Source organism: Scytonema hofmannii PCC 7110, assembly GCF_000346485.2.
Classification (GTDB): Bacteria; Cyanobacteriota; Cyanobacteriia; order Cyanobacteriales; family Nostocaceae; genus Scytonema; species Scytonema hofmannii.
The window spans coordinates 2,979,551-3,001,908 of sequence record NZ_KQ976354.1 but is presented as its reverse complement, the minus strand read 5'-3'; the positions used below and the strand labels follow the sequence as shown (position 1 = coordinate 3,001,908).

21 protein-coding genes, 2 tRNA genes and 1 riboswitch are annotated in these 22,358 nt (G+C 42.7%); of the genes, 11 read left to right on the top strand and 12 right to left on the bottom strand.

The annotated features are described in order from the left end of the window. Positions 1 to 13: 13 nt before the first annotated feature. The 4 genes from WA1_RS12860 to WA1_RS12845 form a co-directional block, all read right to left on the bottom strand. Complete coding sequence (locus tag WA1_RS12860) at positions 14 to 2,026, bottom strand: serine/threonine phosphatase (RefSeq protein ID WP_017745148.1); 2,013 nt, start codon at positions 2,024 to 2,026, stop codon at positions 14 to 16. A 330-nt stretch (positions 2,027 to 2,356) separates the two neighbouring features. Beyond that, entirely contained in the window at positions 2,357 to 2,965 is a 609-nt protein-coding gene (locus WA1_RS12855; RefSeq protein WP_017745147.1) for a pseudouridine synthase, read from the bottom strand. Positions 2,966 to 3,163: 198 nt separating this feature from the next. Continuing rightward, positions 3,164 to 5,053 carry a WD40 domain-containing protein gene (locus tag WA1_RS12850; protein ID WP_017745146.1) on the bottom strand — a complete coding sequence of 630 codons (1,890 nt, stop codon included), beginning with the start codon at positions 5,051 to 5,053 and terminating at the stop codon, positions 3,164 to 3,166. 128 nt (positions 5,054 to 5,181) lie between these two features. After that, on the bottom strand, positions 5,182 to 5,391 hold the full coding sequence (locus WA1_RS12845; protein WP_017745145.1) for a hypothetical protein: 210 nt from the start codon (positions 5,389 to 5,391) through the stop codon (positions 5,182 to 5,184). A gap of 380 nt (positions 5,392 to 5,771) precedes the next feature. After that, positions 5,772 to 5,868, top strand: a riboswitch (TPP riboswitch). A gap of 9 nt (positions 5,869 to 5,877) precedes the next feature. Between WA1_RS12845 and thiC the strand changes: the two genes are divergently transcribed. Continuing rightward, on the top strand, positions 5,878 to 7,254 hold the full coding sequence (gene thiC / locus WA1_RS12835; protein WP_017745144.1) for a phosphomethylpyrimidine synthase: 1,377 nt from the start codon (positions 5,878 to 5,880) through the stop codon (positions 7,252 to 7,254). 187 nt (positions 7,255 to 7,441) lie between these two features. On the opposite strand, the gene pyrE is transcribed toward thiC, so the two are convergent. Beyond that, the gene (gene pyrE, locus WA1_RS12830; protein WP_017745143.1) at positions 7,442 to 8,065 is read right to left on the bottom strand and encodes an orotate phosphoribosyltransferase; all 624 of its coding nucleotides are present in this window, start codon (positions 8,063 to 8,065) and stop codon (positions 7,442 to 7,444) included. A 103-nt stretch (positions 8,066 to 8,168) separates the two neighbouring features. On the opposite strand from pyrE, the gene WA1_RS12825 reads away from it, so the two are divergent. Continuing rightward, positions 8,169 to 8,588 carry a hypothetical protein gene (locus WA1_RS12825; protein WP_017745142.1) on the top strand — a complete coding sequence of 140 codons (420 nt, stop codon included), beginning with the start codon at positions 8,169 to 8,171 and terminating at the stop codon, positions 8,586 to 8,588. 255 nt (positions 8,589 to 8,843) lie between these two features. On the opposite strand, the gene WA1_RS12820 is transcribed toward WA1_RS12825, so the two are convergent. Beyond that, positions 8,844 to 8,916 (bottom strand) — tRNA-Ile (locus WA1_RS12820). A gap of 202 nt (positions 8,917 to 9,118) precedes the next feature. On the opposite strand from WA1_RS12820, the gene WA1_RS12815 reads away from it, so the two are divergent. Continuing rightward, positions 9,119 to 9,817: a hypothetical protein gene (locus tag WA1_RS12815; RefSeq protein ID WP_017745141.1), complete on the top strand. Its 699-nt coding sequence runs from the start codon at positions 9,119 to 9,121 to the stop codon at positions 9,815 to 9,817. A gap of 114 nt (positions 9,818 to 9,931) precedes the next feature. Continuing rightward, positions 9,932 to 11,275 (top strand): hemolysin family protein, encoded by a 1,344-nt coding sequence (locus tag WA1_RS12810; protein ID WP_017745140.1) that lies wholly within the window; start codon positions 9,932 to 9,934, stop codon positions 11,273 to 11,275. On the opposite strand, the gene queC is transcribed toward WA1_RS12810, so the two are convergent. Then, the gene (queC, locus tag WA1_RS12805; protein ID WP_017745139.1) at positions 11,248 to 11,940 is read right to left on the bottom strand and encodes a 7-cyano-7-deazaguanine synthase QueC; all 693 of its coding nucleotides are present in this window, start codon (positions 11,938 to 11,940) and stop codon (positions 11,248 to 11,250) included. The two genes, WA1_RS12810 and queC, sit on opposite strands and share 28 nt — an antisense overlap. Before the next feature lie 389 nt (positions 11,941 to 12,329). Between queC and WA1_RS12800 the strand changes: the two genes are divergently transcribed. The 4 genes from WA1_RS12800 to fcmC all read left to right on the top strand — a co-directional run bounded on the left by WA1_RS12800 (position 12,330) and on the right by fcmC (position 16,315). Next, positions 12,330 to 13,400, top strand: coding sequence for a Gfo/Idh/MocA family oxidoreductase (locus WA1_RS12800; protein WP_017745138.1), 1,071 nt, complete (start codon positions 12,330 to 12,332; stop codon positions 13,398 to 13,400). A 286-nt stretch (positions 13,401 to 13,686) separates the two neighbouring features. Next, positions 13,687 to 14,301, top strand: a complete 615-nt coding sequence (locus tag WA1_RS12795; RefSeq protein ID WP_201789089.1) for a DedA family protein — start codon at positions 13,687 to 13,689, stop codon at positions 14,299 to 14,301. Between the two features lie 260 nt (positions 14,302 to 14,561). Further along, positions 14,562 to 15,713: a filament morphology actin-like protein FcmB gene (gene fcmB, locus WA1_RS12790; RefSeq protein WP_026134850.1), complete on the top strand. Its 1,152-nt coding sequence runs from the start codon at positions 14,562 to 14,564 to the stop codon at positions 15,711 to 15,713. Positions 15,714 to 15,718: 5 nt separating this feature from the next. Further along, a complete protein-coding gene (gene fcmC, locus WA1_RS12785; protein ID WP_017745134.1) occupies positions 15,719 to 16,315 on the top strand; it encodes a filament morphology membrane protein FcmC in 597 nt (198 codons plus the stop codon). Between the two features lie 340 nt (positions 16,316 to 16,655). Here the strand turns inward: fcmC and WA1_RS12780 are convergent. The 3 genes from WA1_RS12780 to psbZ all read right to left on the bottom strand — a co-directional run bounded on the left by WA1_RS12780 (position 16,656) and on the right by psbZ (position 17,772). Further along, positions 16,656 to 16,727, bottom strand: a tRNA-Gly gene (locus tag WA1_RS12780). A gap of 146 nt (positions 16,728 to 16,873) precedes the next feature. Then, complete coding sequence (ribH, locus tag WA1_RS12775) at positions 16,874 to 17,419, bottom strand: 6,7-dimethyl-8-ribityllumazine synthase (protein WP_017745133.1); 546 nt, start codon at positions 17,417 to 17,419, stop codon at positions 16,874 to 16,876. A gap of 164 nt (positions 17,420 to 17,583) precedes the next feature. Continuing rightward, positions 17,584 to 17,772 (bottom strand): photosystem II reaction center protein PsbZ, encoded by a 189-nt coding sequence (gene psbZ, locus WA1_RS12770; RefSeq protein WP_017745132.1) that lies wholly within the window; start codon positions 17,770 to 17,772, stop codon positions 17,584 to 17,586. Positions 17,773 to 17,945: 173 nt separating this feature from the next. Here psbZ and WA1_RS12765 point away from each other — a divergent pair, with 173 nt between their 5' ends. Continuing rightward, entirely contained in the window at positions 17,946 to 20,669 is a 2,724-nt protein-coding gene (locus WA1_RS12765; protein WP_017745131.1) for a CBS domain-containing protein, read from the top strand. Here WA1_RS12765 and WA1_RS59685 read toward each other — a convergent pair. Further along, entirely contained in the window at positions 20,650 to 20,817 is a 168-nt protein-coding gene (locus WA1_RS59685) for a hypothetical protein (RefSeq protein ID WP_017745130.1), read from the bottom strand. The two genes, WA1_RS12765 and WA1_RS59685, sit on opposite strands and share 20 nt — an antisense overlap. A gap of 247 nt (positions 20,818 to 21,064) precedes the next feature. Between WA1_RS59685 and WA1_RS12755 the strand changes: the two genes are divergently transcribed. Next, positions 21,065 to 21,325 (top strand): hypothetical protein, encoded by a 261-nt coding sequence (locus tag WA1_RS12755; protein ID WP_017745128.1) that lies wholly within the window; start codon positions 21,065 to 21,067, stop codon positions 21,323 to 21,325. A gap of 57 nt (positions 21,326 to 21,382) precedes the next feature. After that, positions 21,383 to 21,667 carry a DUF2470 domain-containing protein gene (locus tag WA1_RS12750; RefSeq protein WP_017745127.1) on the top strand — a complete coding sequence of 95 codons (285 nt, stop codon included), beginning with the start codon at positions 21,383 to 21,385 and terminating at the stop codon, positions 21,665 to 21,667. 262 nt (positions 21,668 to 21,929) lie between these two features. Here the strand turns inward: WA1_RS12750 and WA1_RS12745 are convergent, their stop codons facing one another. Continuing rightward, positions 21,930 to 22,325, bottom strand: a complete 396-nt coding sequence (locus WA1_RS12745; RefSeq protein WP_017745126.1) for a DUF4112 domain-containing protein — start codon at positions 22,323 to 22,325, stop codon at positions 21,930 to 21,932. Positions 22,326 to 22,358: the final 33 nt, after the last annotated feature.

Here is a 22,358-nt window from a genome sequence, read left to right as displayed (position 1 = left end):
AATCCGAAATCCACTACTGTTGCTCCATATTTGGTCGAACCTTTGCCCGGATAACAACAGCAGTGATATTATCATGTCCATTGTAATTGTTTGCCAGATCGATCAGAGCTTTGACACCGTGTTCTAAATTGGCACCAGAACTGAGCAAAGGGTGTAAGTGAGTTTGCCAGTGTAATGTGAGTAAATTATTATCCGACAAACCATCGGAAGCCAGAATAAATAGGGTATCCTCATTTATTTCTAAAAACTTCACATCAGGAATAATATAATTATCATCTCTAGGACCCAGAGCTTGGGTGAGTTGATAAGCATCAGGGCGAGCATAAGCCACGCTAGGCTCAACTCCTCTAGAAATTTCCCGTTGACCCACTTCATGGTCTACCGTTATTTGTTCCAATCCTCCTTTGCGAGTTACACGATAGAGACGGCTATCTCCCACATGAGCGACAGCCACTTGAGTATCATAAACAAGCACCATCACTAGGGTCGTACCCATGCGCCCAACGCCAGAACGGAAGTCTTTTTGATTGACATCGTAAATCGCCTTGTTCGCTTGTCGCACTGCTTGACGAATATCACCTTCTGGTGGCATTTGGTTAGAAGCCCAGTGAGTTTGAAAGTATTGCCGTAAGGTGCTGACAGCCAAAGCACTAGCCACCTCACCGCCTGCATGTCCCCCCATTCCATCACAGAGAACATACAAACCTCGTGCTTGTAAAGTCCGGTTATTTGGCAACTCCAATTTATAAATCTCTGTTTCGATGCCAAAGTAATCTTCGTTATGGTCGCGTTGACGCCCGACATCCGTCAACCCCGCATAATCCAAGCTCATTAATTGCATGGGTAGAACAACTGTTGGCATATCATCAACTTTTGAGTCAGTGTCTTCTTCCTCTTCCAATTGCAAGATAGTCCGTGAATCGGTATTTTGTGGTAATTCAGGGGTAGGTGAAGAAGAACTTGTAGAAGAAAGACCTTGCAATTCGGAAGAGATCGCTTCTAATCGCGATTGTAACTGTTCTAGAGACTGAACTTTACCCAGTTCCAAATCTCCTAATAAATGCAAAATAGAACCAAACTGAGTGCGTTGAGATTCCCTAAACAAAGCTTGCCACATCCGCCCTAGAGTTTGCACTGAGAACGGTTGTGCTTTCACATCGCCTGTTGAAGCTATTTCATCTTCTGATGGCACCTCTGTAATATATTCATGGACTGGTTCAATATACAATTGCTGTAGCGCCAGCGATTGATCTTCATCCAATCGCAAATTAGACAATTTCAAAAGACTTTGACGGCAGTTGACTTTTTCTAACACTGGCCAAAGTTGAGTCATTTGGTAAAAAAAGTTTACAATCTGCAATGAACTTATTGTTTCTTCATGCCAGACATCAAGTAAAGACTGCCAATGCGATCGATCCTCAACTAGTATCACCTGCAAGCCATCATGCTGCCAAGTATCGTGAATCGGCGGTATACCCAAATGACACAAAGGTTGTAAGACGATATAAGGGCTAGCAAGGCTGGGAATTTCACCAGTCCCAAGGGATGAGGTTCCCACTCCCTGTTCGTCATTCAGCAGTATCACCTCCAGAAGAGTCCTTTGGTAAGGTTGGCAATCTAAAACTCTCACACCAACTTCTGTATTAAAGGGGATATCTTCCAGAACGAGCGATGGTTCTAAGATTTGATATCGCTGCTGACCATCTAAATAAGACCGGGCGGGGAGAAGAGAAGGGGAGAGAGGGGGAGAAGGAGAGGGGGGAGGATCTTCTATGTCCTCTTCTCCCCTTACCTCCTTGTCCTCTTGTCCTACAGTCCCCAGTTCCCAATCCTCCGTTTTTTCTTTAGTAACAATCGCCCACAAAATTGTTCCGCATTCGGCACCGCAATTATCGCAGTATTGTGCATCCAAAGCAACATCAGCACTACACTCCGGACAGACCCGATGAGTTAGTGAATCGCCACAATTTTGGCAAAATCTGTTGGTATTGGGGTTCTCAAAGTTACACTGAGGGCATATCAGCATTGTGGAAGTTCCTTCATTCCCGTTCCAAGGTGCTTCAGACCGCTACAATCCAAGGTGCCACAATTGTCAGCCCCTGCCTACAGTAGTCTTACAAAATATTGTGGTTTATATAGTGAATTTTTGTAGCAGTTCTTATTTTTACAGATATTTATTTATCTAGTACGGCAAGCTTTTTACTGCTCAAAACCACCTAGCAATTCAGCCAGAGATATACACTAGCTGCGATCGCTTGCCTAAATTGTACTATAGCAAGAAACCTGGTATCTTGGAGATACCGGGTTTGGTGAGGCTCAGTATTTTCTTAAATACCAAATAAGATTGCTATATATTTTACTTGTGCGGTTTGTTAGATCTAACCACAGAGTTTAACAAAATTTTTAGTTCATCTGAAGTCAAATCCCTCCACTGACCGGGTTGCAACCCATCCAGATTTAGATGATTTATACTCACCCTAACCAACCGTAATGTTGGAAAGCCAATAAACGCCGTCATTCGTCTGACTTGGCGGTTTTTGCCCTCCGTCAAAGTCATTTCCAACCAAGCAGTTGGCACGTTCTTACGAAATCTAATAGGTGGATTGCGTTCTGGTAAATCAGGTTCTGCTAGCAACATTCGGACTTTAGCTCTACGAGTTCGGTAGTTTTGAATGACCACACCCTCCTCAAGCTGAATCAAAGCCGCCGCATCAGGAATTCGTTCCACTTGTACCCAATAAGTCCGTTCGTGTCCAAACCGAGGATCGCTAAGGCGGTGTTGTAATTGCCCGTGACTGGTTAAAAGCAATAAACCCTCGCTATCCCAATCCAAACGCCCCACGGGATATACGTCGGGAATATCTATATAATCCTTTAGAGTACTGCGATCGGGCGTGTCTTGGGTAAATTGGCACAGGACTCCGTAGGGTTTGTTGAATATGATGTATCGGTGGGAATTGGGCATGAGGCATTGCGCTTAAGAGTATATCTGAGAAGACGAAGGCGAATAGAATTCGCGGCTACACAAACAAAACCCACCTACGTGGGTTTCAGAACTTGTGGGATGTTGCTCTTAACCCGTCCTATAAAATAGGTAGGTAAGGATACCCAAGTATACCTGCCTCACAAGAAGTAGATTGAACATTTTTTTATTGAAAAGTCCCTAAGTTAAGTGCCAAATTTTAATTTTGTTGTCATCACTAGCAGTAGCAATAGTCCGACTATCAGAACCAATAAAGGTAATAGAAGTCACTTTGCCTAAATGCTCAGAAAGAGTATGTACGAGTTCTCCTGTACTCAGGTTCCATAAATGGATATTCTTTTCTTGACCGCAACCAGCGAGAAACTTTCCATCTGGACTAATAGCGATAGCTGGGCTAGCGCTGTTACGATTCGTACCATTTGTCTGAGAAATGCCAACAGTTTCTTTTAAGGGACACCGGGATTTTAATTGATTGTTATCTATATCCCAAATCTCAATTTTTCCATCATCGCTGCTACTAGCTAAAAAGAGTCCATCAGGGCTAATTACAATATTCCGAATCCAATATTCACCAGCAGTAGTTTGGAAATATTCATCACTATTTATTCTTCGGATGATAATTGTTCTATCGCTACTGCAACTAGCAAGAGTTTTCCCATCAGAACTAAAGGCAACCGAGTAAACATGACCTTTATGTTCAGAAAACCTATTCAGTTCTTCATCACTCTGTAAATTCCATAGATAAACTTTATCGTTACTACTACCGTTAGCTATGATTTTACAATCGGGACTGACAGAAACTCCATAAACTATGTTTGGAGGATGAGGAAGTTTGCGTATGAGTTCTCCTGTTTTTAAATTCCATACCTTCATGGTTCTATCAGCGCTACCGCTTACAATCATTTCATTATCGGAGCTAATAACAACAGAGTTTATTTTGTTTGTATGAGCAGAGATTGTGTGTATGAGTTCTCCTGTTTGCTGATTCCATACTTTGATAATGCCATCAGTACTACCGCCTACAAAAATTTGACTATCTTTGCTACCAGCAAGAGTTAGAATTGGAGCAGAATTATCAAAAGTCTGTATACATTTCCATATAAAATTAGAAGATGCAGAAGAATAATTGTCTCCAATTTGAATATTTTTCAGTAGTTCAAGTACTTCTTGTGCAGAAGTAACATTATCTTGTGCTAAATATTTTTGAGTAGCTTCCACTAAATTGTCAATTGATTTTTGTTTTTCTTTTAATCTCCAATAAGCAATACCTCTTTTCCGATAAGCCTCCGCACAATCAGTATCAAGATTAATAGCCTTAGTATAGTTTTCAATAGCTTGTTCAAAATTATTATTTTTGGCATAATTGTCACCTAAATTCACAAATGTTCTTGCATCATTTGTTAAAGATACTAAATAATTTTGTAAGCCACTTCCATGAAATAATTTATTTATAGGTATTTTAACGAAAGATTCTCCATTTTTACTTTCTGTTTCAAGAGTATTGTTACCAATCATATTTATTATTATATTTGTAGGTAAAAAACCTGCCATAATTGGAGTGTACTCCAATTTAAACTCATCAAAGCGTTCATCTGGTTTAGATTCTTTATTAATTAAAACACATACAATAGCTTGATTGATTTCTAATTCCTCGTTACTAATCCACCATTCAACTTCATTAACACTAGCATAGCGAGTTTTAACTTGTATACCAATGTTGTGATTAGTATCTGAAGTAAGATCTATCTTGCCATCACCAGTCTCTACTATTACGTCATATCTAACACGACTGACTAAATCTCCTAAACACTTTTCTACAATTTTTTCACCTATCTTTCCCTTCATATGGTTGACAAATATTGTTTGAGGAAAATTATTCAAAGCTCTAAATTTAGCAACCATTTGCCAGCAAAACGTTCGAATCTCGTCTAACTCTTTGCCAGCTATTGTCTTCATCTCACCATAGATTCCTGCTTTTTCGTATGTCAGTAAATTTTCTATTCCATCATGAAGTCTATTTATAAAATTTGTTTGTTGAGATTTTAACAAAGTTGTCCAATCAATATTCATAATCTAGTTCTTACAGCATTACTTATACCTTTAGATATTATGCAACTTGTATGTTTCTGAACCTGCTAGTAAATTTACTGAAAATGAAAAATGCCAAGGCCACGGAAAGTCCGCACAACCTCATCTCCTTAAGATTCACCTATCTGAAACGCTTCCCAGTCAGATTTAGCAAACTCGCATGCGATCGCAAGTGATTCTGTGTGATATTCATCATCATCTGCCATTTTTGCAAAAGCAGCATCAATTTCTGCTCGTTTTTGAGCAGCTAATTCACGATGTAAAGCACGAGTAACAAATTTGTTGCCACTCAAAGTTGTGCGAATATCAGAATCTTCCATAAAAGCATGAACTCAAAGGACGATTTCTCTGATGTCTATTATTATGGCATCAACTCTACTCAGGGATTTCCGAGAAATAGGTAAGTTGGCACAAATAATCATTACTTATTGGTTTGTAGTGTAAGATGCATGCGCTAAAGCTCAACTACAAACGGAATTTGCTGAATTTTAAGTTTAGTTACATATTTGTGTTTTTTCTTGCTGACTTACTTAAATTTTTTATCTTGTGGGGTGGGCGTCCTCGCCCGCGCGTTCCACAAAACAGGTTCGGAGAAACATCCCGCAAGCAAAAATTAAGTCATTTTTTTAATTTTGACTGATATTAGAAATTACTGGTCACTGGTTACTGGTCACTGCTCACTGCTCATGGTAGAATCTTCTACACAAGCTGGGGGTGCCTGCATGAAAAGGCTGAGATTACACCCTTAAAACCTGAATCCGGGTAATACCGGCGGAGGGAAGCTGTTTATGAGGTAATCAAAATATATGCGGACAGAATGGGTTGCCAAGCGGCATGGGCATAGCAATGTGACACAAATGCACTATGCCCGTCAGGGTGTCATCACCGAAGAGATGCACTACGTTGCTCAACGGGAAAATCTTCCCGTCGATCTCATTAAAGACGAAGTGGCACGGGGACGCATGATTATTCCAGCTAACGTTAACCACACAAATTTGGAGCCAATGTGTATTGGCATTGCTTCCAAATGTAAAGTGAATGCTAACATTGGCGCGTCTCCTAACTCTTCCAATATTGAAGAAGAGCTATCGAAGTTGCATCTGTCTGTGAAGTATGGTGCTGATACTGTCATGGATTTATCCACTGGTGGCGGTAATTTGGACGAAATTCGCACTGCCATTATTAACGCTTCACCAGTACCAATTGGAACTGTACCAGTGTATCAGGCGTTGGAAAGTGTCCATGGTAAAATAGAGAACTTAACACCAGACGACTTTCTCCACGTCATAGAAAAACACGCCCAGCAGGGAGTCGATTACATGACTATCCACGCCGGGATTTTAATTGAGCATCTGCCTTTGGTAAAAAATCGCATCACGGGTATAGTATCTCGCGGTGGTGGTATTTTGGCGAGGTGGATGCTGCACCATCACAAGCAAAACCCGCTTTACACCCATTACCAACACATCATTGAAATTTTTAAGAAATACGATGTGTCATTTAGCTTAGGTGACTCACTGCGTCCTGGTTGTCTCCATGATGCTTCTGATGAAGCACAACTAGCAGAACTAAAAACCCTAGGACAATTGACTCGCAAAGCTTGGGAACATGACGTACAAGTCATGGTAGAAGGTCCGGGACACGTTCCCATGGATCAGATTGAGTTTAATGTCAAGAAGCAAATGGAAGAGTGTTCTGAAGCACCCTTCTACGTATTGGGACCATTGGTAACCGATATTGCCCCCGGTTACGACCACATTACTTCCGCCATTGGGGCTGCAATGGCTGGTTGGTACGGAACAGCTATGCTATGCTATGTTACACCAAAAGAACACTTAGGTTTGCCCAATGCTGAAGATGTACGCAACGGTTTGATTGCCTATAAAATAGCAGCTCATGCAGCTGATATTGCCAGACACCGCCACGGAGCGAGAGACAGGGACGACCAATTGTCCCATGCTCGTTATAATTTTGACTGGAACCGTCAGTTTGAATTATCTCTCGATCCTGACAGAGCCAAAGAATATCATGACGAGACTTTACCAGCCGACATCTACAAAACGGCTGAGTTCTGCTCGATGTGCGGTCCCAAGTTCTGTCCCATGCAAACCAAAGTTGATGCTGATGCACTCACAGAACTTGAGAAGTTTTTGGCAAAGGATAAGGCTGTGGTTAGTGGTTAGTATGGATTGTGGTACGGGCGTCCTCGCCCGTCCTATGCTATTGGCAGGCTAGAAGCCCGCACCACAAGAGTGCTATTGGCAGGCTAGAAGCCCGCACCACAAGAGTGCTATTGGCAGGCTAGAAGCCCGCACCATAAGAGAAAGTTGAATTGTTATTTGGAAGTCGCTTGGCCCAAATGACCAACAACTAACCACTAACCAATTCCCGATACCTCTGTTGAATATCCTCAATTGAGAATACGGCTTCAAATTGCAGCCCTACAGATTGATAAAATTCTGCTCCACCTTGTTTGCGATCGACCAACGAAATCACGCGATTAACAGCATAACCTGCCGCTTGAAGCCGTTCGACGGCTTTCATGGCAGATTTTCCTGTGGTTACAACATCTTCTAAAACGACGACTTTGGCACCTTCTGGTAAATTGGGACCCTCAATATACGCTCTCGTTCCGTGTCCTTTTGCTTCTTTGCGAACTATGAGCGCTGGAATTGGTCTATTTTCATAGGCAGAAACAACACTCACTGCACTTACAATTGGATCTGCCCCCAATGTTAAACCTGCAACTGCTTGCGTATCTATTGGTAGAAGCGATAGAAGGATACGACCAATTGCCAATGCACCATGAGGATGCAGCGTAACTTGTTTGCCATTGATGTAGTAAGAACTTTGTTGTCCGGAACTCAGAACAAAGTCACCCTCCTGATATGCCAGTTGACAGAACAAATTGAGCAACTGTTGGCGTAGGATTGCCAAATCAGTAGTAGTAGCCCAGATAGATGACTGGGTAAGGGTTTCGGCTTGATAAGTCATGACAGCAGGTAAAAAATTATGCTACACCAAGAGGATGAACTCTGAGGAGTTCTGAAATTAAGCATAAGTTAAAATTCGCGCAAATGTTGAGGAGCGATGAATGATGAGTACAAAATTTAGATACCTTGGTGGTCTATTGGTGTTACTTGCTACTATGAGTTTTCCGGCTGTTGTCACCGCCGAAACTGAAACACCTAACTACGAATCAACCAACGATGTCTTTGAACGGGCTTTTTTCAAAAACGATCCCAATTTTTATCGCAACCAGTCTATCTGGCGTCAGATAGACTTCATACTGGGTAAAGGGTCTTTATTCCGCAATTCATTTCCAGAACACGAAATTGCGCGAGATGCTGAATTAATGAATATCCTGTATCGCGATACTCTCAACCAGCAAGCAACTCATGACCCCTATATCCGGACTCCAGATTTACCAAATCCTTATACTTCGTCCATTCTCATGTCTCCTGCACTGAACTCTAACAAGCTCAGAACGGGAACTGAGTTTCGATTTGAACAATAATCAGTGACCAGTGACCAGTGACCAGTGACCAAATGTTGGTTACGGTTGAAAATGATAAGTTACTTGGTCTATGAAGCTCTGCTTGGTGTGGCTAAAAAACGGGAGGCTGAGCCTCTTCGAAGGCATTCCCAGGCGGAGCCTGGGAACGAGAATGAATCGCTCTCCGGCCACTGGTCACTGGTCACTGGTCATTGGTCACTGGTCACTGGTTACTGGTCACTGGTCACTGGTCACTGGTCACTGGTCACTGTTAAATCCAGGGTGCAGGAGTTGAACCTGCCTGGGGCGAATTATGAGTTCGCTGCCTCAACCGCTCGGCCAACCCTGGTTAAATCTTATTCAGTGTAGCATATGTCTACAAAACATGACAACTAAGAGGGAACATATTAGATTTTAACAAGATCAGATTTTGATACTGCATAATAATTTAACAGTAGGATAGGGCAGACTAATATCGATCGCGTGCTTTTAAGCTTGAAGTTAATAGCTTCAATATTTTGGAATATACGAGTATTCTTGAGTTATATCTTATGAAACTGAATTCTACAGTACTTTTAACTTTGATTTTGTTAATCTTAATGTTGGGGGCTGGTTCGATAAGCGCCTTTTGGGGCTTTACTTTGGGAAGCGCCGCTCTAAAAGGTGTGACTACACCTGATGCCCGTCCTACTACTAAGTTCGCCAGCAGTAAGTCAGCTACTGCACAGCAAGCAGGGGTCACATTGCTTAGGGAAGATGAGATTCTAAAAGTTGTCAAGGCACGAATTGACGGCAAAAAAACTACTAAAATCGCAAAGCAAGACAAAGACAACGAGGAAACGAAAAGTAATAGGCTCAAACCAGAGCAAAAACCTGTAGAAGTTGCTGAAGAAAAGCCACAACAAGGATTTCCAGTAAATTCCGAAAGCGAAGGTGTCAGTATGTCAGTACAATCTGCTCGCTATTCTGGAGGTGCCTTACTTTTAAGAGTGAAGATGCATAATAAGGGTAAGGACTCCGTCCGCTTCTTGTACAGTTTCCTAGATGTTTCCGACGACAAAGGACGCACATTAAGTGCTAGTACGGAGGGATTGCCCTCAGAACTACCTGCCAACGGACCAACATATTCTGGTACGATAAGCATTCCTTCAGCTGTGCTTGACGATGTGAAAAATATCTCACTTTCTCTAACGGACTATCCGGAGCAAAGGCTGAAGCTACAGGTATCTAATATTCCTGTGGATCGGTAAAAGAATTTTGGATTTTAGATTTTAGATTTTGGATTACTTAAGAGCTAATCCACGCATCCAAAATCCAAAATCCAAAATTATCATTAGGGGCGTCAGTTTAACACGAGCTTGGGCGTGAGTGGTTTTCCGAATTTAAGTTGGACAGATGTAGGGCTGCGGTTGTTGTCAGTACTGCTGCTAATTGCTATCAATGCATTCTTTGTAACAGCCGAGTTTTCAATGGTGACATTGCGGCGATCGCGTATCCGTCAACTAGTTGAGTCTGGGGATATACAAGCGATCGCTGTTGAGGGTTTGCAACGCAGCATTGACCGATTGTTATCTACAACGCAATTGGGCATAACCCTTTCGAGTTTGGCGCTTGGGTGGATTGGGGAAAGTACGATTGTCACTCCGATTAAGTTGTGGCTGCTATCTTTGCCCTTACCTGATGGTATGAGTCGCATTGTTGCCCATTCTTTATCAATCCCAACGGCTTTTGTTCTCATAGCCTACTTACAAATAGTTTTGGGGGAACTTTGCCCCAAATCAATAGCCATGCTCTATTCAGAACAGCTAGCCAAGTTTTTAGGACCATCTATTAGAGCAATTGTGAGGTTCTTTAGCCCCTTTATTTGGATACTCAATCAATCAACTCGGTGGTTATTGAGATTATTTGGTATTCAATACACAGGACAAAGCTGGCGATCCCCCGTTACATCCGAAGAACTGCAACTGATCATTTCTACTGAACGAGAATCCACGGGTTTGCAGGAGGAAGAGAGGGAATGGTTGAACAACGTCTTTGAATTTGGGGAGGTGACCGTACAAACAGTGATGATTCCCCGTACTAGCATTATAGCGCTACCTAAAAATGCTACATTCATTACTTTTTTGCAAAGAATGATAGCCACTGGTCACTCTTGCTACCCAGTGGCTGGAGAATCTTTGGATGATATTCGCGGTCTTGTCTACTTCAAAGACTTGATAAAACCCTTAACTGTAGGAAAACTGACTTTAGAAACGCAAATTCAACCTTGGTTACGACCCGCAAGATTTGTACCAGAATACACCCCCTTAAGTGAACTCTTGCCAGTAATGCAACAGGAAAAACCAGCGATGGCGATCGTAGTGAATGAATTTGGTGGTACCGTGGGACTGCTCACCATTCATGATGTCATAGCCCAGATTATTGGCGAACCGGACGAATCAGAAAATACCAGTGACTTGCTCATCAAAATTGTCGATGAACAAACATTTCTAGTCCAGGCACAAATCAATCTAGAAGACCTCAATGAGGTCTTGCATTTTCATTTGCCCGCGAACAGAGAATATCAAACTTTAGCAGGTTTTTTGCTTTACCAATTGCAAAAAATTCCGATTCTTGGCGAAACCTTTCTCTATGACAATCTTGAATTTACGGTAGTCTCAGTTACCGGACCTCGCCTGCATCAAGTACAGATACGGCGGGTAGAGTAATTCAAAGGGTCAACTAGCTCCAATTCTGCAAAAGCAGCGAGACGCAGGCGACAAGAATCGCAAACTCCGCAAGCCACCTCACCTCCTGCGTAGCAAGACCAAGTTAGTTCCCACGGAACTCCTAACTGATTGCCAAGTTGGATAATTTCGGTTTTTTTCAGTTCAATCAAGGGTGCAACGATATTGATAGGATGTCCCAATCGCCCTTGCTTTGTTCCTAAACAAAACACCTCCTGCATTGCCTGAAGATAGTCGGGACGACAGTCAGGATATCCAGAGTAATCCAAAGCATTAACGCCAATATAAACTCGTTCGGCGGCTATAGTTTCGGCATAGGCAAGGGCAAAGCTGAGAAAGATGGTATTGCGGGCTGGGACGTAGGTAATTGGTATGTTTTGAGACATTTCCAAGAGCGATCGCTTCTGGGGTAAATCGATAGAGCTATCTGTCAGTGCTGAACCGCCCCACTGACTTAAATCGAACGTGACCACTTGATGTTGTACGACTCCAACACGGGTAGTGATCGCAGATGCGGATAGTAACTCTCGTTGGTGACGCTGCCGATAATTAAAGGACAGGGCATAGCATTCACAACCATCAGCCATGGCTTGGTACAGAACAGTGGAAGAGTCTAATCCGCCTGATAATAGAATAACAGCTTTCATTTTAGGGAATGGGGATAAGGGGCTATGGGGAATCCGGCATCGGGCATCGGGCATTGTTTAAAAATATTCAATACGCAATTGCCCATTGCCTATGGGCTCTAAAATTCATTGTTTCAATGCAACCTAAGGAAGTTCACTTACGTCATAGATTTTTGCTATTCATAATTATTCAAAAAAGCAAAAAAGCATCATTTTAAACTCAATGCATAAAACTAACCCAAAGTGCGGGAACTCACATGAAACTTTGAAATTCTTCATAATAAGAACCTCTATGTTACCATCTGGATGGTTTTAGACGACTCATCATTGGCAAATTAGTATGAGAGCCAATGAGCGTAGTGTCTTTATATTTGGTGGTTGAGGAGATTATAAGAGTGCAAAATAGAAGTATGTTGCCAGGAGAACACAATGGTCAAGCACAGCGCAACTACCCACGTTCGGTCCGCATAGGCGTGATCGGTGTGGGCAATATGGGACAGCATCACGCCCGTATACTGAGTTCGATGAAAGATGTTGAACTGGTGGGTGTGGCTGATATTAACGTAGAACGAGGCTTAGAAACTGCTAGTAAATACAAAGCACGTTTTTTTGAAGATTACTGCGACTTACTACCTCTTGTGGATGCAGTTTGTATTGCTGTTCCTACCCGATTGCATTACGCCGTAGGCATCAATTGCTTGTTAGCAGGAATTCACGTACTGATCGAAAAACCAATAGCAGCCAGCATATCTGAAGCAGAATCTTTAGTCAACGCCGCAGCTGAGACTGGGTGCATTCTTCAGGTGGGACATATTGAACGATTCAGCCCAGCATTTTTAGAATTGAGTAAGGTGCTGAAAACCGAGGAAGTATTAGCGCTAGAAGCTCATCGCATGAGTCCTTACTCAACTCGGGCAAATGATGTTTCCGTTGTTTTGGATTTGATGATCCATGATATAGACCTACTTCTGGAATTAGCTTCTTCCCCAGTTGTTAAGTTAACAGCGAGCGGTAATCGTACCTTAGATTCTGGTTATCTGGATTATGTCACTGCCAATTTAGGTTTTGCCAATGGTATCGTTGCTACCTTGACAGCAAGTAAAGTGACTCATTGCAAAATCCGCCGCATTGTCGCCCATTGTAAAAACTCATTTACAGAGGCAGATTTTCTTAAAAATGAAATTTTGATCCACAGGCAAACCCCTGCCAACGCAATGAATGATTATCGACAAGTGCTGTACAGGCAAGATGGTGTAATTGAAAAAGTTTACACAAGCAATACTGATAAGCTGGGGGCAGAATTAGAACATTTCGTCAATTGCGTGCGTGGTGGCAATCAACCCTCTGTTGGAGGAGAACAAGCGCTCAAAGCCTTGCGATTAGCAAGCTTAATTGAGCAAATGGCTCTAGAAGAGCGGGTTTGGAATCCGTTGGATTGGCAATCTGAATCAAGGGTACAATCACTGACTCCTATAGTATAGGGAGTAGGGAGTGGGGAGTGGGGAATGGGGGTTAGGGGTTCAGGCGTAGGGGAAGAGTTTGTCATTAAGTTCTTTCTCCGATCTCTACTCTCTACTCCCTACTCCCTACTCCCTACTCCTAACCCCTTGCCCCAATGCAACTATTTTTGATACCTTGACTAATATCAGGGGTAATATACGCTTATTGCAATAGTCTTTTAAGTAGTTCTCATGAACTGCGTAAACCAGAACGTATAAAATCGATAAGTTTAAAATCACTCACCAAGCAACTTTAGGAAATAATTTGATGACGGATTGGATAAAAGAGATTATCGAATCTCTAGGCTATTGGGGAATCGCCCTGCTGATGTTTCTTGAAAACTTATTTCCTCCTATTCCCTCGGAACTGATTATGCCCTTGGCAGGATACACATCCAATCTGCCAGGGGCTAAGCTTAATGTCCTTGGTGTATTTTTTGCAGGGCTGGTCGGTTCTGTGGCGGGGGGGCTGGTGTGGTATTATCCGGGGAAATTTCTGGGGGAACAGCGCTTATTTGCCCTAGCAGACAAATACGGGAAATGGTTGAGTGTATCGAGCAAAGATATTGTTAAAGCTAAAGTTTGGTTTAATAGGCAAGGTACAAAAGCTGTTTTGATTGGTCGCCTCGTACCAGGAGTTCGGACACTGATTTCCGTTCCCGCTGGTATTAGCAATATGCCCTTGCTACCTTTCATAATTTACTCTACATTAGGTAGCGCTGCCTGGGTAGGTTTGCTAACATACTCAGGATATGCGTTGGGGAGCCAGTATGAACTTGTGGACAAGTACCTAGCTCCTGTATCTAAAATTGTTCTTGCGGTTCTCATCGTGGCATTTATTGCCTGGGTAGTGAAACGTAGGCAAAAACACAGGAGACGGTAAACACATTTGTCTGCATAAAATTATAAAACAGTTATGTGTTGTTTCCCCAAAAGCAAGCGTAGCTAGCCCTCAATCTCAATTCACTGTTTTCTCACTTTAGGGGATCTGTGAAAGCTATGTGTCAGAATCTTTGCTCAACTATTCTCTCGTATTCGGCAGAGTTCAAGCGAGTTAAAGCAGAATCAGGGTTTTCTGATGCACGCATTTTTGTAAGATGGGCATGATAACTTGTTAGAGCTAATAAACGACTAGGAGCTTTCATGACAGACCAACCATCCGCCGCCACCCCTATGAATGCTGCCGCTATCCCCATGAACAGGGTTTCAGCAACTACACCCATCAACGCAACTCCAACTCAACCCACCCCTAGTAGCACGGGGAAAAAGATTCTGAGTGTTGACTTAGGACGCACTTCTACAAAAACTTGCGTCAGTCGCGAACCCAATAATGTAATGTTTGTCTCCGCTAACGTCAAAGAAATGTCAATGGAACAGGTGCGCGGGGGTGTTTTTGAAGCCCGTGCTACCGATCCCTTAATGGATCTTTGGCTGGAGTACCAAGGTAGTGGCTATGCTGTTGGTCAGTTAGCTGCGGATTTTGGGGCTAATTTAGGTGTCGGTCAATCTAAGGTAGAAGACGCCCTCATAAAAGTCCTAGCGGCGGCTGGTTACTTCAAACTTAAGGACGAAATCTCAGTCGTACTGGGACTACCTTACCTTTCTCAAGAGCAATTTGAACGGGAAAAAGCTCAATTGATTAGCCAGCTTTCTGGTCCTCACATCATGAACTTTCGCGGTGAATCCGTAAACCTAAACATTACCAAGGTTTGGGTCATGCCAGAAGGTTATGGCAGCTTGCTGTGGTGCGAAGCTCAACCCAAAAAGACTGGTACAGTAATGCCTGATTTTACGAAAGTTTCGGTGGCAATTGTTGACATTGGACATCAAACAACTGATTGTTTGATGGTTGATAACTTCCGATTTGCCCGAGGTGCTTCCAAGAGTGAAGATTTTGGAATGAGCAAGTTTTACGAACTGGTGGCAGCTGAAATTGAAGGTGCAGATAGCCAATCTTTGTCTCTGATTGCCGCAGTTAACCGTCCAAAAGGCGATCGCTTTTACCGTCCAAGAGGTTCGAGCAAGCCAACTAACCTAGATGATTTTCTGCCCAACCTTATTGAGATGTTTTCTCGCGAAATTTGCAGCCGCGTGTTAGCATGGCTGCCAGAACGCGTGACCGATGTTATCCTAACTGGAGGTGGTGGAGAATTCTTCTGGGAAGATGTTCAACGCCTCCTGAAAGAGGCTAAAATCAACGCACATTTAGCTGCCCCATCACGGCAGGCAAATGCTTTAGGGCAGTACATTTATGGAGAGGCACAATTATCCTCTGCACGCTCTGCTAGGGCTTAATACTGATGTTCCAATGGTCAAAAAAGGTAGTTAAATCCGTTACGTTCAACCCAGGGGTCGCTGACGAGAGCTTATTAGCCCTCGTCGAAAGTCAATTGGAAAAAGATCCAGAAAAGACTTTCAGCGATCTTTGTAAAGAAGCTTTATGGCAATCTTTGTGCGTACCGGAATCTGTACGACCTACCCCTAAACCAGCAGCAACAGCACCACCAACACCAACACCAACACCAACACCAACACCAACACCAACGGCATTACCCCCTGCACCAACAGCAATACAAACTGCAACACCACTAGGGGTTGAAACACAAATCGCCGAGATGCAGAATCAAATAGTTGGTCTTGAGGAACGTTTTTTTGCCAAAGAGTCTCATCGATTGGAGACAATGGAACGCCATCTGACACAACTCAGTCAACAAGTTGCACAGCTGGCAATCATGATGAATCAAGTTTCAACAGTACAGCCTCTAACTCAAGCGGCACAAGTTGTTGAAGTTATCGAGCGTACTCCTCCCCCCGCTAATGCTGCTGTCCCACCCCCTCTTTTAGAAGAGGTAGACCCCGTGATCAGCCGCCTTAGCCAGTTTCTAGACGATTTCTAGGGGAAAGCAGGTGTACAAGTCTTTTGCTGCTGTAAAACCTCCTTAATGGAACTTTCTATTAAGGAGGTTTAATATTTGATAAATTATATTACGTACAGTTAAAAAAATCAAGCATTGCTAAAAGTGTCGGGAAAGCAACACATTACTAGAGCGCCGGTACAGTATTCAAAAAGGAGGCAAAAAACCCGGTTTCTTCAAGAAACCGGGTTTTTGACATTAGCTGAACCGACGCTCTAGAACGGGCTAGAAGTCCAGTTGACAAGAAGTTGATTCTCTTGTTTCAGAGATACCTCTTAAAACTGAAGAAAACTTGCTGTGTAAACAACAAGCCTTTCTACAAAGCGGGTAACGCGATTCGAACGCGCGACATTCACCTTGGCAAGGTGACGCTCTACCACTGAGCTATACCCGCAACTTCATTCTTTATTTAGTATTTCAGATTATCTTTGGGTTGTCAACACCTTTTTTGAAATTTGTTATTAGTTAGTGGTTAGTCGATAGTGGATAGTGGTTCGACTAACAACTAACAACTAACAACTAACAACTAACAACTAACAACTAACTCCCAGCAGCACTCTTTAGAGATGCAGGGGATAGCGAATTACCACCAAAAGGTTCTGCAAGGTTAGAACGTAACTGTCGCATAAGACTAGCCATTTCCAAAGCGCTCATGGCGTAATCCCAGCCATGATTACTTTTAATCCCAGCCCGTTCTAGAGCTTGTTGCATGGTATCGGTTGTTAAAATCCCAAAAATCACTGGTACGCCAGTTTGAAAAGCAGCAGCAGCAATACCTTTAGCAACCTCAGAAGATACGTAATCAAAATGAGGAGTTTGCCCTTTAATAACAGCACCCAGGCAAATTATTGCATCGTAGCGACCAGAGAGTGCCAATTGACGAGCCACAACCGGAACTTCAAAACTACCCGGTACCCAAACATAATCGACTTGAGAGCCGTGAGGATTGGGATCTACGCCGTGGCGTTTCAAGCAATCTTGACAGCCTTCTAGTAACTTAGCGGTCACTAGGTCATTGAATCGACCAATCACCAATGCAAATCGCAAAGGTTCCGTCTGAGTAAAAGTTCCCTCGAAAACTGCCATGAGCTTCTAATTCATCAATTAATATCCTTCGCATACAAGTATAGGAGCAGAATTGGGAATTAGGGATTTTGGATTTTAGATTTTGGATTTTGGATTGAGCTTTATGTTCAGTTCCTAACTCCTAACTCCTAACCCCTAACCCTAATCCCTAGCCCAGTCCTCGATTAAACCACCAAAAAGTTTAATGCGCCAACCAAGAACACTAAACCAATCCAAACACCAGAACCAATCCAAAGAAGTCTCTTAGATTCATTCCAGTTCTGTGGAGTGGCATAAGCAACAGGGACGCCAATCACTAGAACAAAAGACATAGCAACTAGAGCCAGCAGCGCAACTTGGAATATAATGGTCATTTTCCCTTCTCCCAAAACAGCAGATTACTAAAGATAGAATATTGTACAGACAAGCACTGACAGTTTTTCCTTATTTGTTAAACTAGCAGAAATTGCAACACTTTTGATCAGTAATTCAGTGACCAGTGACCAGTGACCAGTGACCAGTGAGCGGTGACCAGTGACCAGTGACTATGGATTTAATTCTTTGTCATACAACAGCAGATTTTGACTCCTTAGGAGCAGCAGTGGGGTTGTCACGCTTGCTACCGGGCAGTAAAATTGTGCTGAGTGGTGGATCGCATCCACCCGTTAGGGATTTTTTGGCATTACATCGCGATGAGTATCAGTTGATTGAACGGCGTTCAGTCAATCCAAAGAAAATTCGTTCCTTGATTGTGGTCGATACACAACAGCGCGATCGCCTGGGTAAAACTGCTGAGTGGCTGGGTTTGCCTCACATTCAGGAAATAAAAATTTACGATCATCACAAAGAACAACAGGGAGATATTCCCGCTACAGAGTTACATATCTCTCCTGTAGGAGCTACCACAACTCTCATCGTAGAGCAATTGCAGCAACAGCAAATTTACTTAACAACTGCAGAAGCCACTGTGATGGCGTTAGGGATTCACGTGGATACTGGCTCCCTGACATTTGATTATGCTACACCACGAGATGCTCTAGCTTTAGCTTGGTTAATGCAGCAAGGGGCTAGCTTATCAGTCCTGAACCAGTATGTAGACCCTGGATTATCGCCTCAATTGCAACATCTATTAAAGATAGCGCTGGAAAAATTACAAAAAATAGATGTTAGAGGACAAAAAATTGCTTGGGTGACTTTAAAAACACAAAGTTTTGTAGCTGGTTTGTCAAGTCTTGCTTCCCAATTAGTAGAGTTAACAGAAATAGACACCTTGCTGCTTTGTCATGAATCTCCTGTTTCTGAAGGTGAATCCCGCCTCACAGTCATTGGGCGTTCCCAAATCAAAGGTGTCAACCTCAACGAATTATTTCAACCTTTAGGTGGTGGCGGACATTCCCAAGCAGCATCACTGAACCTGCGAGGCGTAAACACCGAAGAAATACTCAACCAACTTTTAGAAAAGTTAAAAGCAACAATCCCCCATCCACCCACTGCAAGGGACTTAATGTCCTCTCCAGTGCGTACCATTCGTCCAGAAACCACCATTGCGGAAGCACAACGCACTTTATTGCGCTACGGACACTCTGGTTTGTGTGTTGCTGATGATCGGGGAAAACTGTTAGGTATTCTTTCTCGACGGGATTTGGATATTGCCCTGCATCACGGCTTTAGTCATGCTCCTGTCAAAGGATACATGACAATTAATATGAAAACAATTATTCCAGATACTACACTGCCTGAAATAGAAGCTTTGATGGTAACATACGATATCGGACGCTTACCAGTATTAGAAACCGAGCAGATAGTAGGTATTGTCACTCGAACTGATGTTTTGCGGCAATTGCACCAGGAAGGGAGAAAGGGAGAGGGGGAGAGGGGGAGAGGGGGAGACAAGAACCTTAAATCTCCTACTTTAGAGGAACTGAGATCGCGGCTTGCTCCTCAACTGTGGCAATTGTTAACAAAAGCATCACAAGAAGCAGAAAAACGCGGTTGGCATCTCTATCTTGTTGGGGGAGCAGTCCGGGATTTACTCTTAGCAAAAGACGCGACTGGGACTCTGCTCATTAAAGATATTGACTTGGTGGTTGATGGTTTTCACAAAGCAGCAGACGTGGGTGCAGGTGTAGAATTGGCAAAAGCCCTCCAGCAAATTTACACAACAGCACGTTTAGAAGTTCATGGCGCTTTTCAAACGGCAGCTTTATTGTGGCACAAAGACCCAGAATTAGATTCACTGTGGGTTGATATTGCCACCTCTAGAACAGAATTCTATCCTTATCCAGCCGCAAACCCTGAAGTTGAAGCAAGTTCAATTCGTCAAGATTTGTATCGTCGCGATTTTACCATCAACGCTATGGCACTGCGGCTAACATCTCCCAATTCTGGTGAATTACTCGATTTCTTTGGCGGGTTGCTTGATTTAGAAGCAAAACAAATTCGGGTATTACACGCTAACAGTTTTATTGAAGACCCTACCCGTATCTATCGTGGCGTGCGTTTTGCCGTCAGACTGGGATTTCACTTAGAACCCCAAACAGACGAGTATATCCGCTACGCTATTAACAGTGGTGTTTATGACCGTACTGCGCGAGAAAATAGCAAAGCACCAGCATTGCAAACCAGACTTAAGGCAGAATTAAAGCATATTTTGGAAGCTCCCTATTGGAAATTAGCATTGCAGTTGTTGGGAGACTTGGGAGCATTAAAGTGCATTCATCATACCCTGAATTTAGATGAAGAACTCCTGCGGCAATTACGTCTGTTGGAACGCTGCTTGCGGCGGTACGATCCTCAAGAAACTCTCATCCATTGGCAAATGCGTATGTCAGCTTTGATTGCTCATTTGTTACCAGAACATAGGGGGTTGGTGGCAAAAAATCTTCAATTGCCAGATGACAGTATTCTTCGGTTGGAGAATCTGGCAAAGGCGCAGGAAAATGTGGAAACTCTTTCTGCAAAAACAGAAAGGGGAGAAGCAGAAATATCTCCCAGTCAAGTCGTGCAATTGTTACGGCAATACGATTTACCTATGCTGATTTTAATTGCCGTTCAAAGTCCGCGATCTATAAGACAAAAAATTTGGAAATACTTAACAGTTTGGTCGGGAGTTCAGCCAATTCTTAATGGTAATGACTTAAAGAAAATTGGCTACAAACCAGGACCACAGTTTCGACAAATGCTGGATGATTTACTAGCAGCAACTTTGGATGGAAGAATTTGCGATCGCGCTGAGGCTGAGGAGTTTTTAGCTAAACATTATCCTCGTTAAAGTTAGTGCGAGTGCAACAATCATTCACCCATTCATCATCATTTTTGAAAAAATTGTCTAATTCTAGTTTTAACATTTCCCAATCTTTGTCTGTCCTAAATCTGGTACTATTACCAATAGATTCTCTTTTGCCAAAAACAGCCTTCATATTGATACCTGTATTTTCTACATTATAATTTGGTATCTATGTAACTATTCAGCATGAGGATGAAAATCCATCCTTCATTTGCAGTTGACATCTGTAAAAAAACTGTTACATCATTTTGCAACACTAGCTTTCTAGCTCTTTCCGGAATTACCTTCTGCTTAAGTACAATAATCTTAAACTTCATACACTGCAAGTCAGAGAATTCCATGGCTTGCTTTCAGCAACTGCTCTTATAATGGGGTGAATTATGGAGAAAGAAGAAGAATTACTGGAACGTTGCCAAGAACTCACACCCGAAAAGCAGCAAAAGATTTTTGAGTTTGTTGAAGCGCTGAAATTTGAATCAGACGCAACAGCACCAAAATCAGAATATACTCCACAAACACCCTTAGCTAAGAAATTGTGGGAAATTCGTACTCGAGCGATCGCTTCTGGGCTAACATTACTTAACGAAGCAGAAATTGAACAAGAACTGGCTGAACGTCGGGGCGGATATCGTGAGTCTTAAAAAAACGTATATCGACTAAAATAATCTAGAAAATCTAGCACAAACGTGGAGTTTGCCATGTCTTTCCAGTTTTCCTCAGAAGTGAGTTCGCGCATCTGCAATCATATGAACGAAGATCATGCTAATGCTGTAGCCCTTTATGCCCAAGCTTTTGGGAGTTTAGCGGATGCAACAGCAGCAGAAATGATTTCTATTGACGCTGAAGGTATGGATCTCAAAGCACAGGTAAATGGGGAAGCCGTACCAGTCCGCATTCTATTTGACCATGTTTTAGCAGACGCAGAAGACGCTCATCACACTTTGATTGCGATGGTAAAGCAGGCGCGAACTCAAGCAGGGTAAAAATTACGGCAATCCAGATAATCTCAATTGATGCGTAATACTAAATCCGCGTCTTACACCCCTTGATAATTTAGTCCGCGAAGACGGACTTCGTTTGTATAGCCGCGAATTCTATTCGCTAGGTATTTTGACAAAATTGGGATACTCCCTCCTCGCTCGCCTGCGTTCTATGAGACGGGCTAGAAGCCCATCCCACAAGAGCGAGAATTCCCACAAGGTTAAGGATCAAGAGCAAGACCTTACAACAGAAAGTTGCATATCTTTAACTAGCAAGCTCCTCAAACTCAGAAGCAACTTTTTCTAATTCTGGTTCAACGATCGCGAGATGTTTTTCTAAAATTGCCAAATTACGGATGTTAGATTTGTAAAAAGCATCAAATAAATCACCAACCAAAGGGACTGTACCAACCACTGCTTCTAAAGCAATGTTAAAAATCATTTGGGATAAATCTTTCGGGGGTATGTTAAAACGAGCTGCTAAAAAAATGATGTAAGCCGAAAACCCTGTACTGACGATATCGCCAGCACCAGGAATTAATCCAATAATTGGATCTAGTCCGATGCGAAAGCCAGTACCGGGGATACGTAAAGATGTATCCATGAGGCGGCTGAGTTTGCGAATGCGGTTGAGAGTTGCTATACGTTTTGCACTATCCATGGAATTATGAATTATGAAACAAGTAGCTATCAT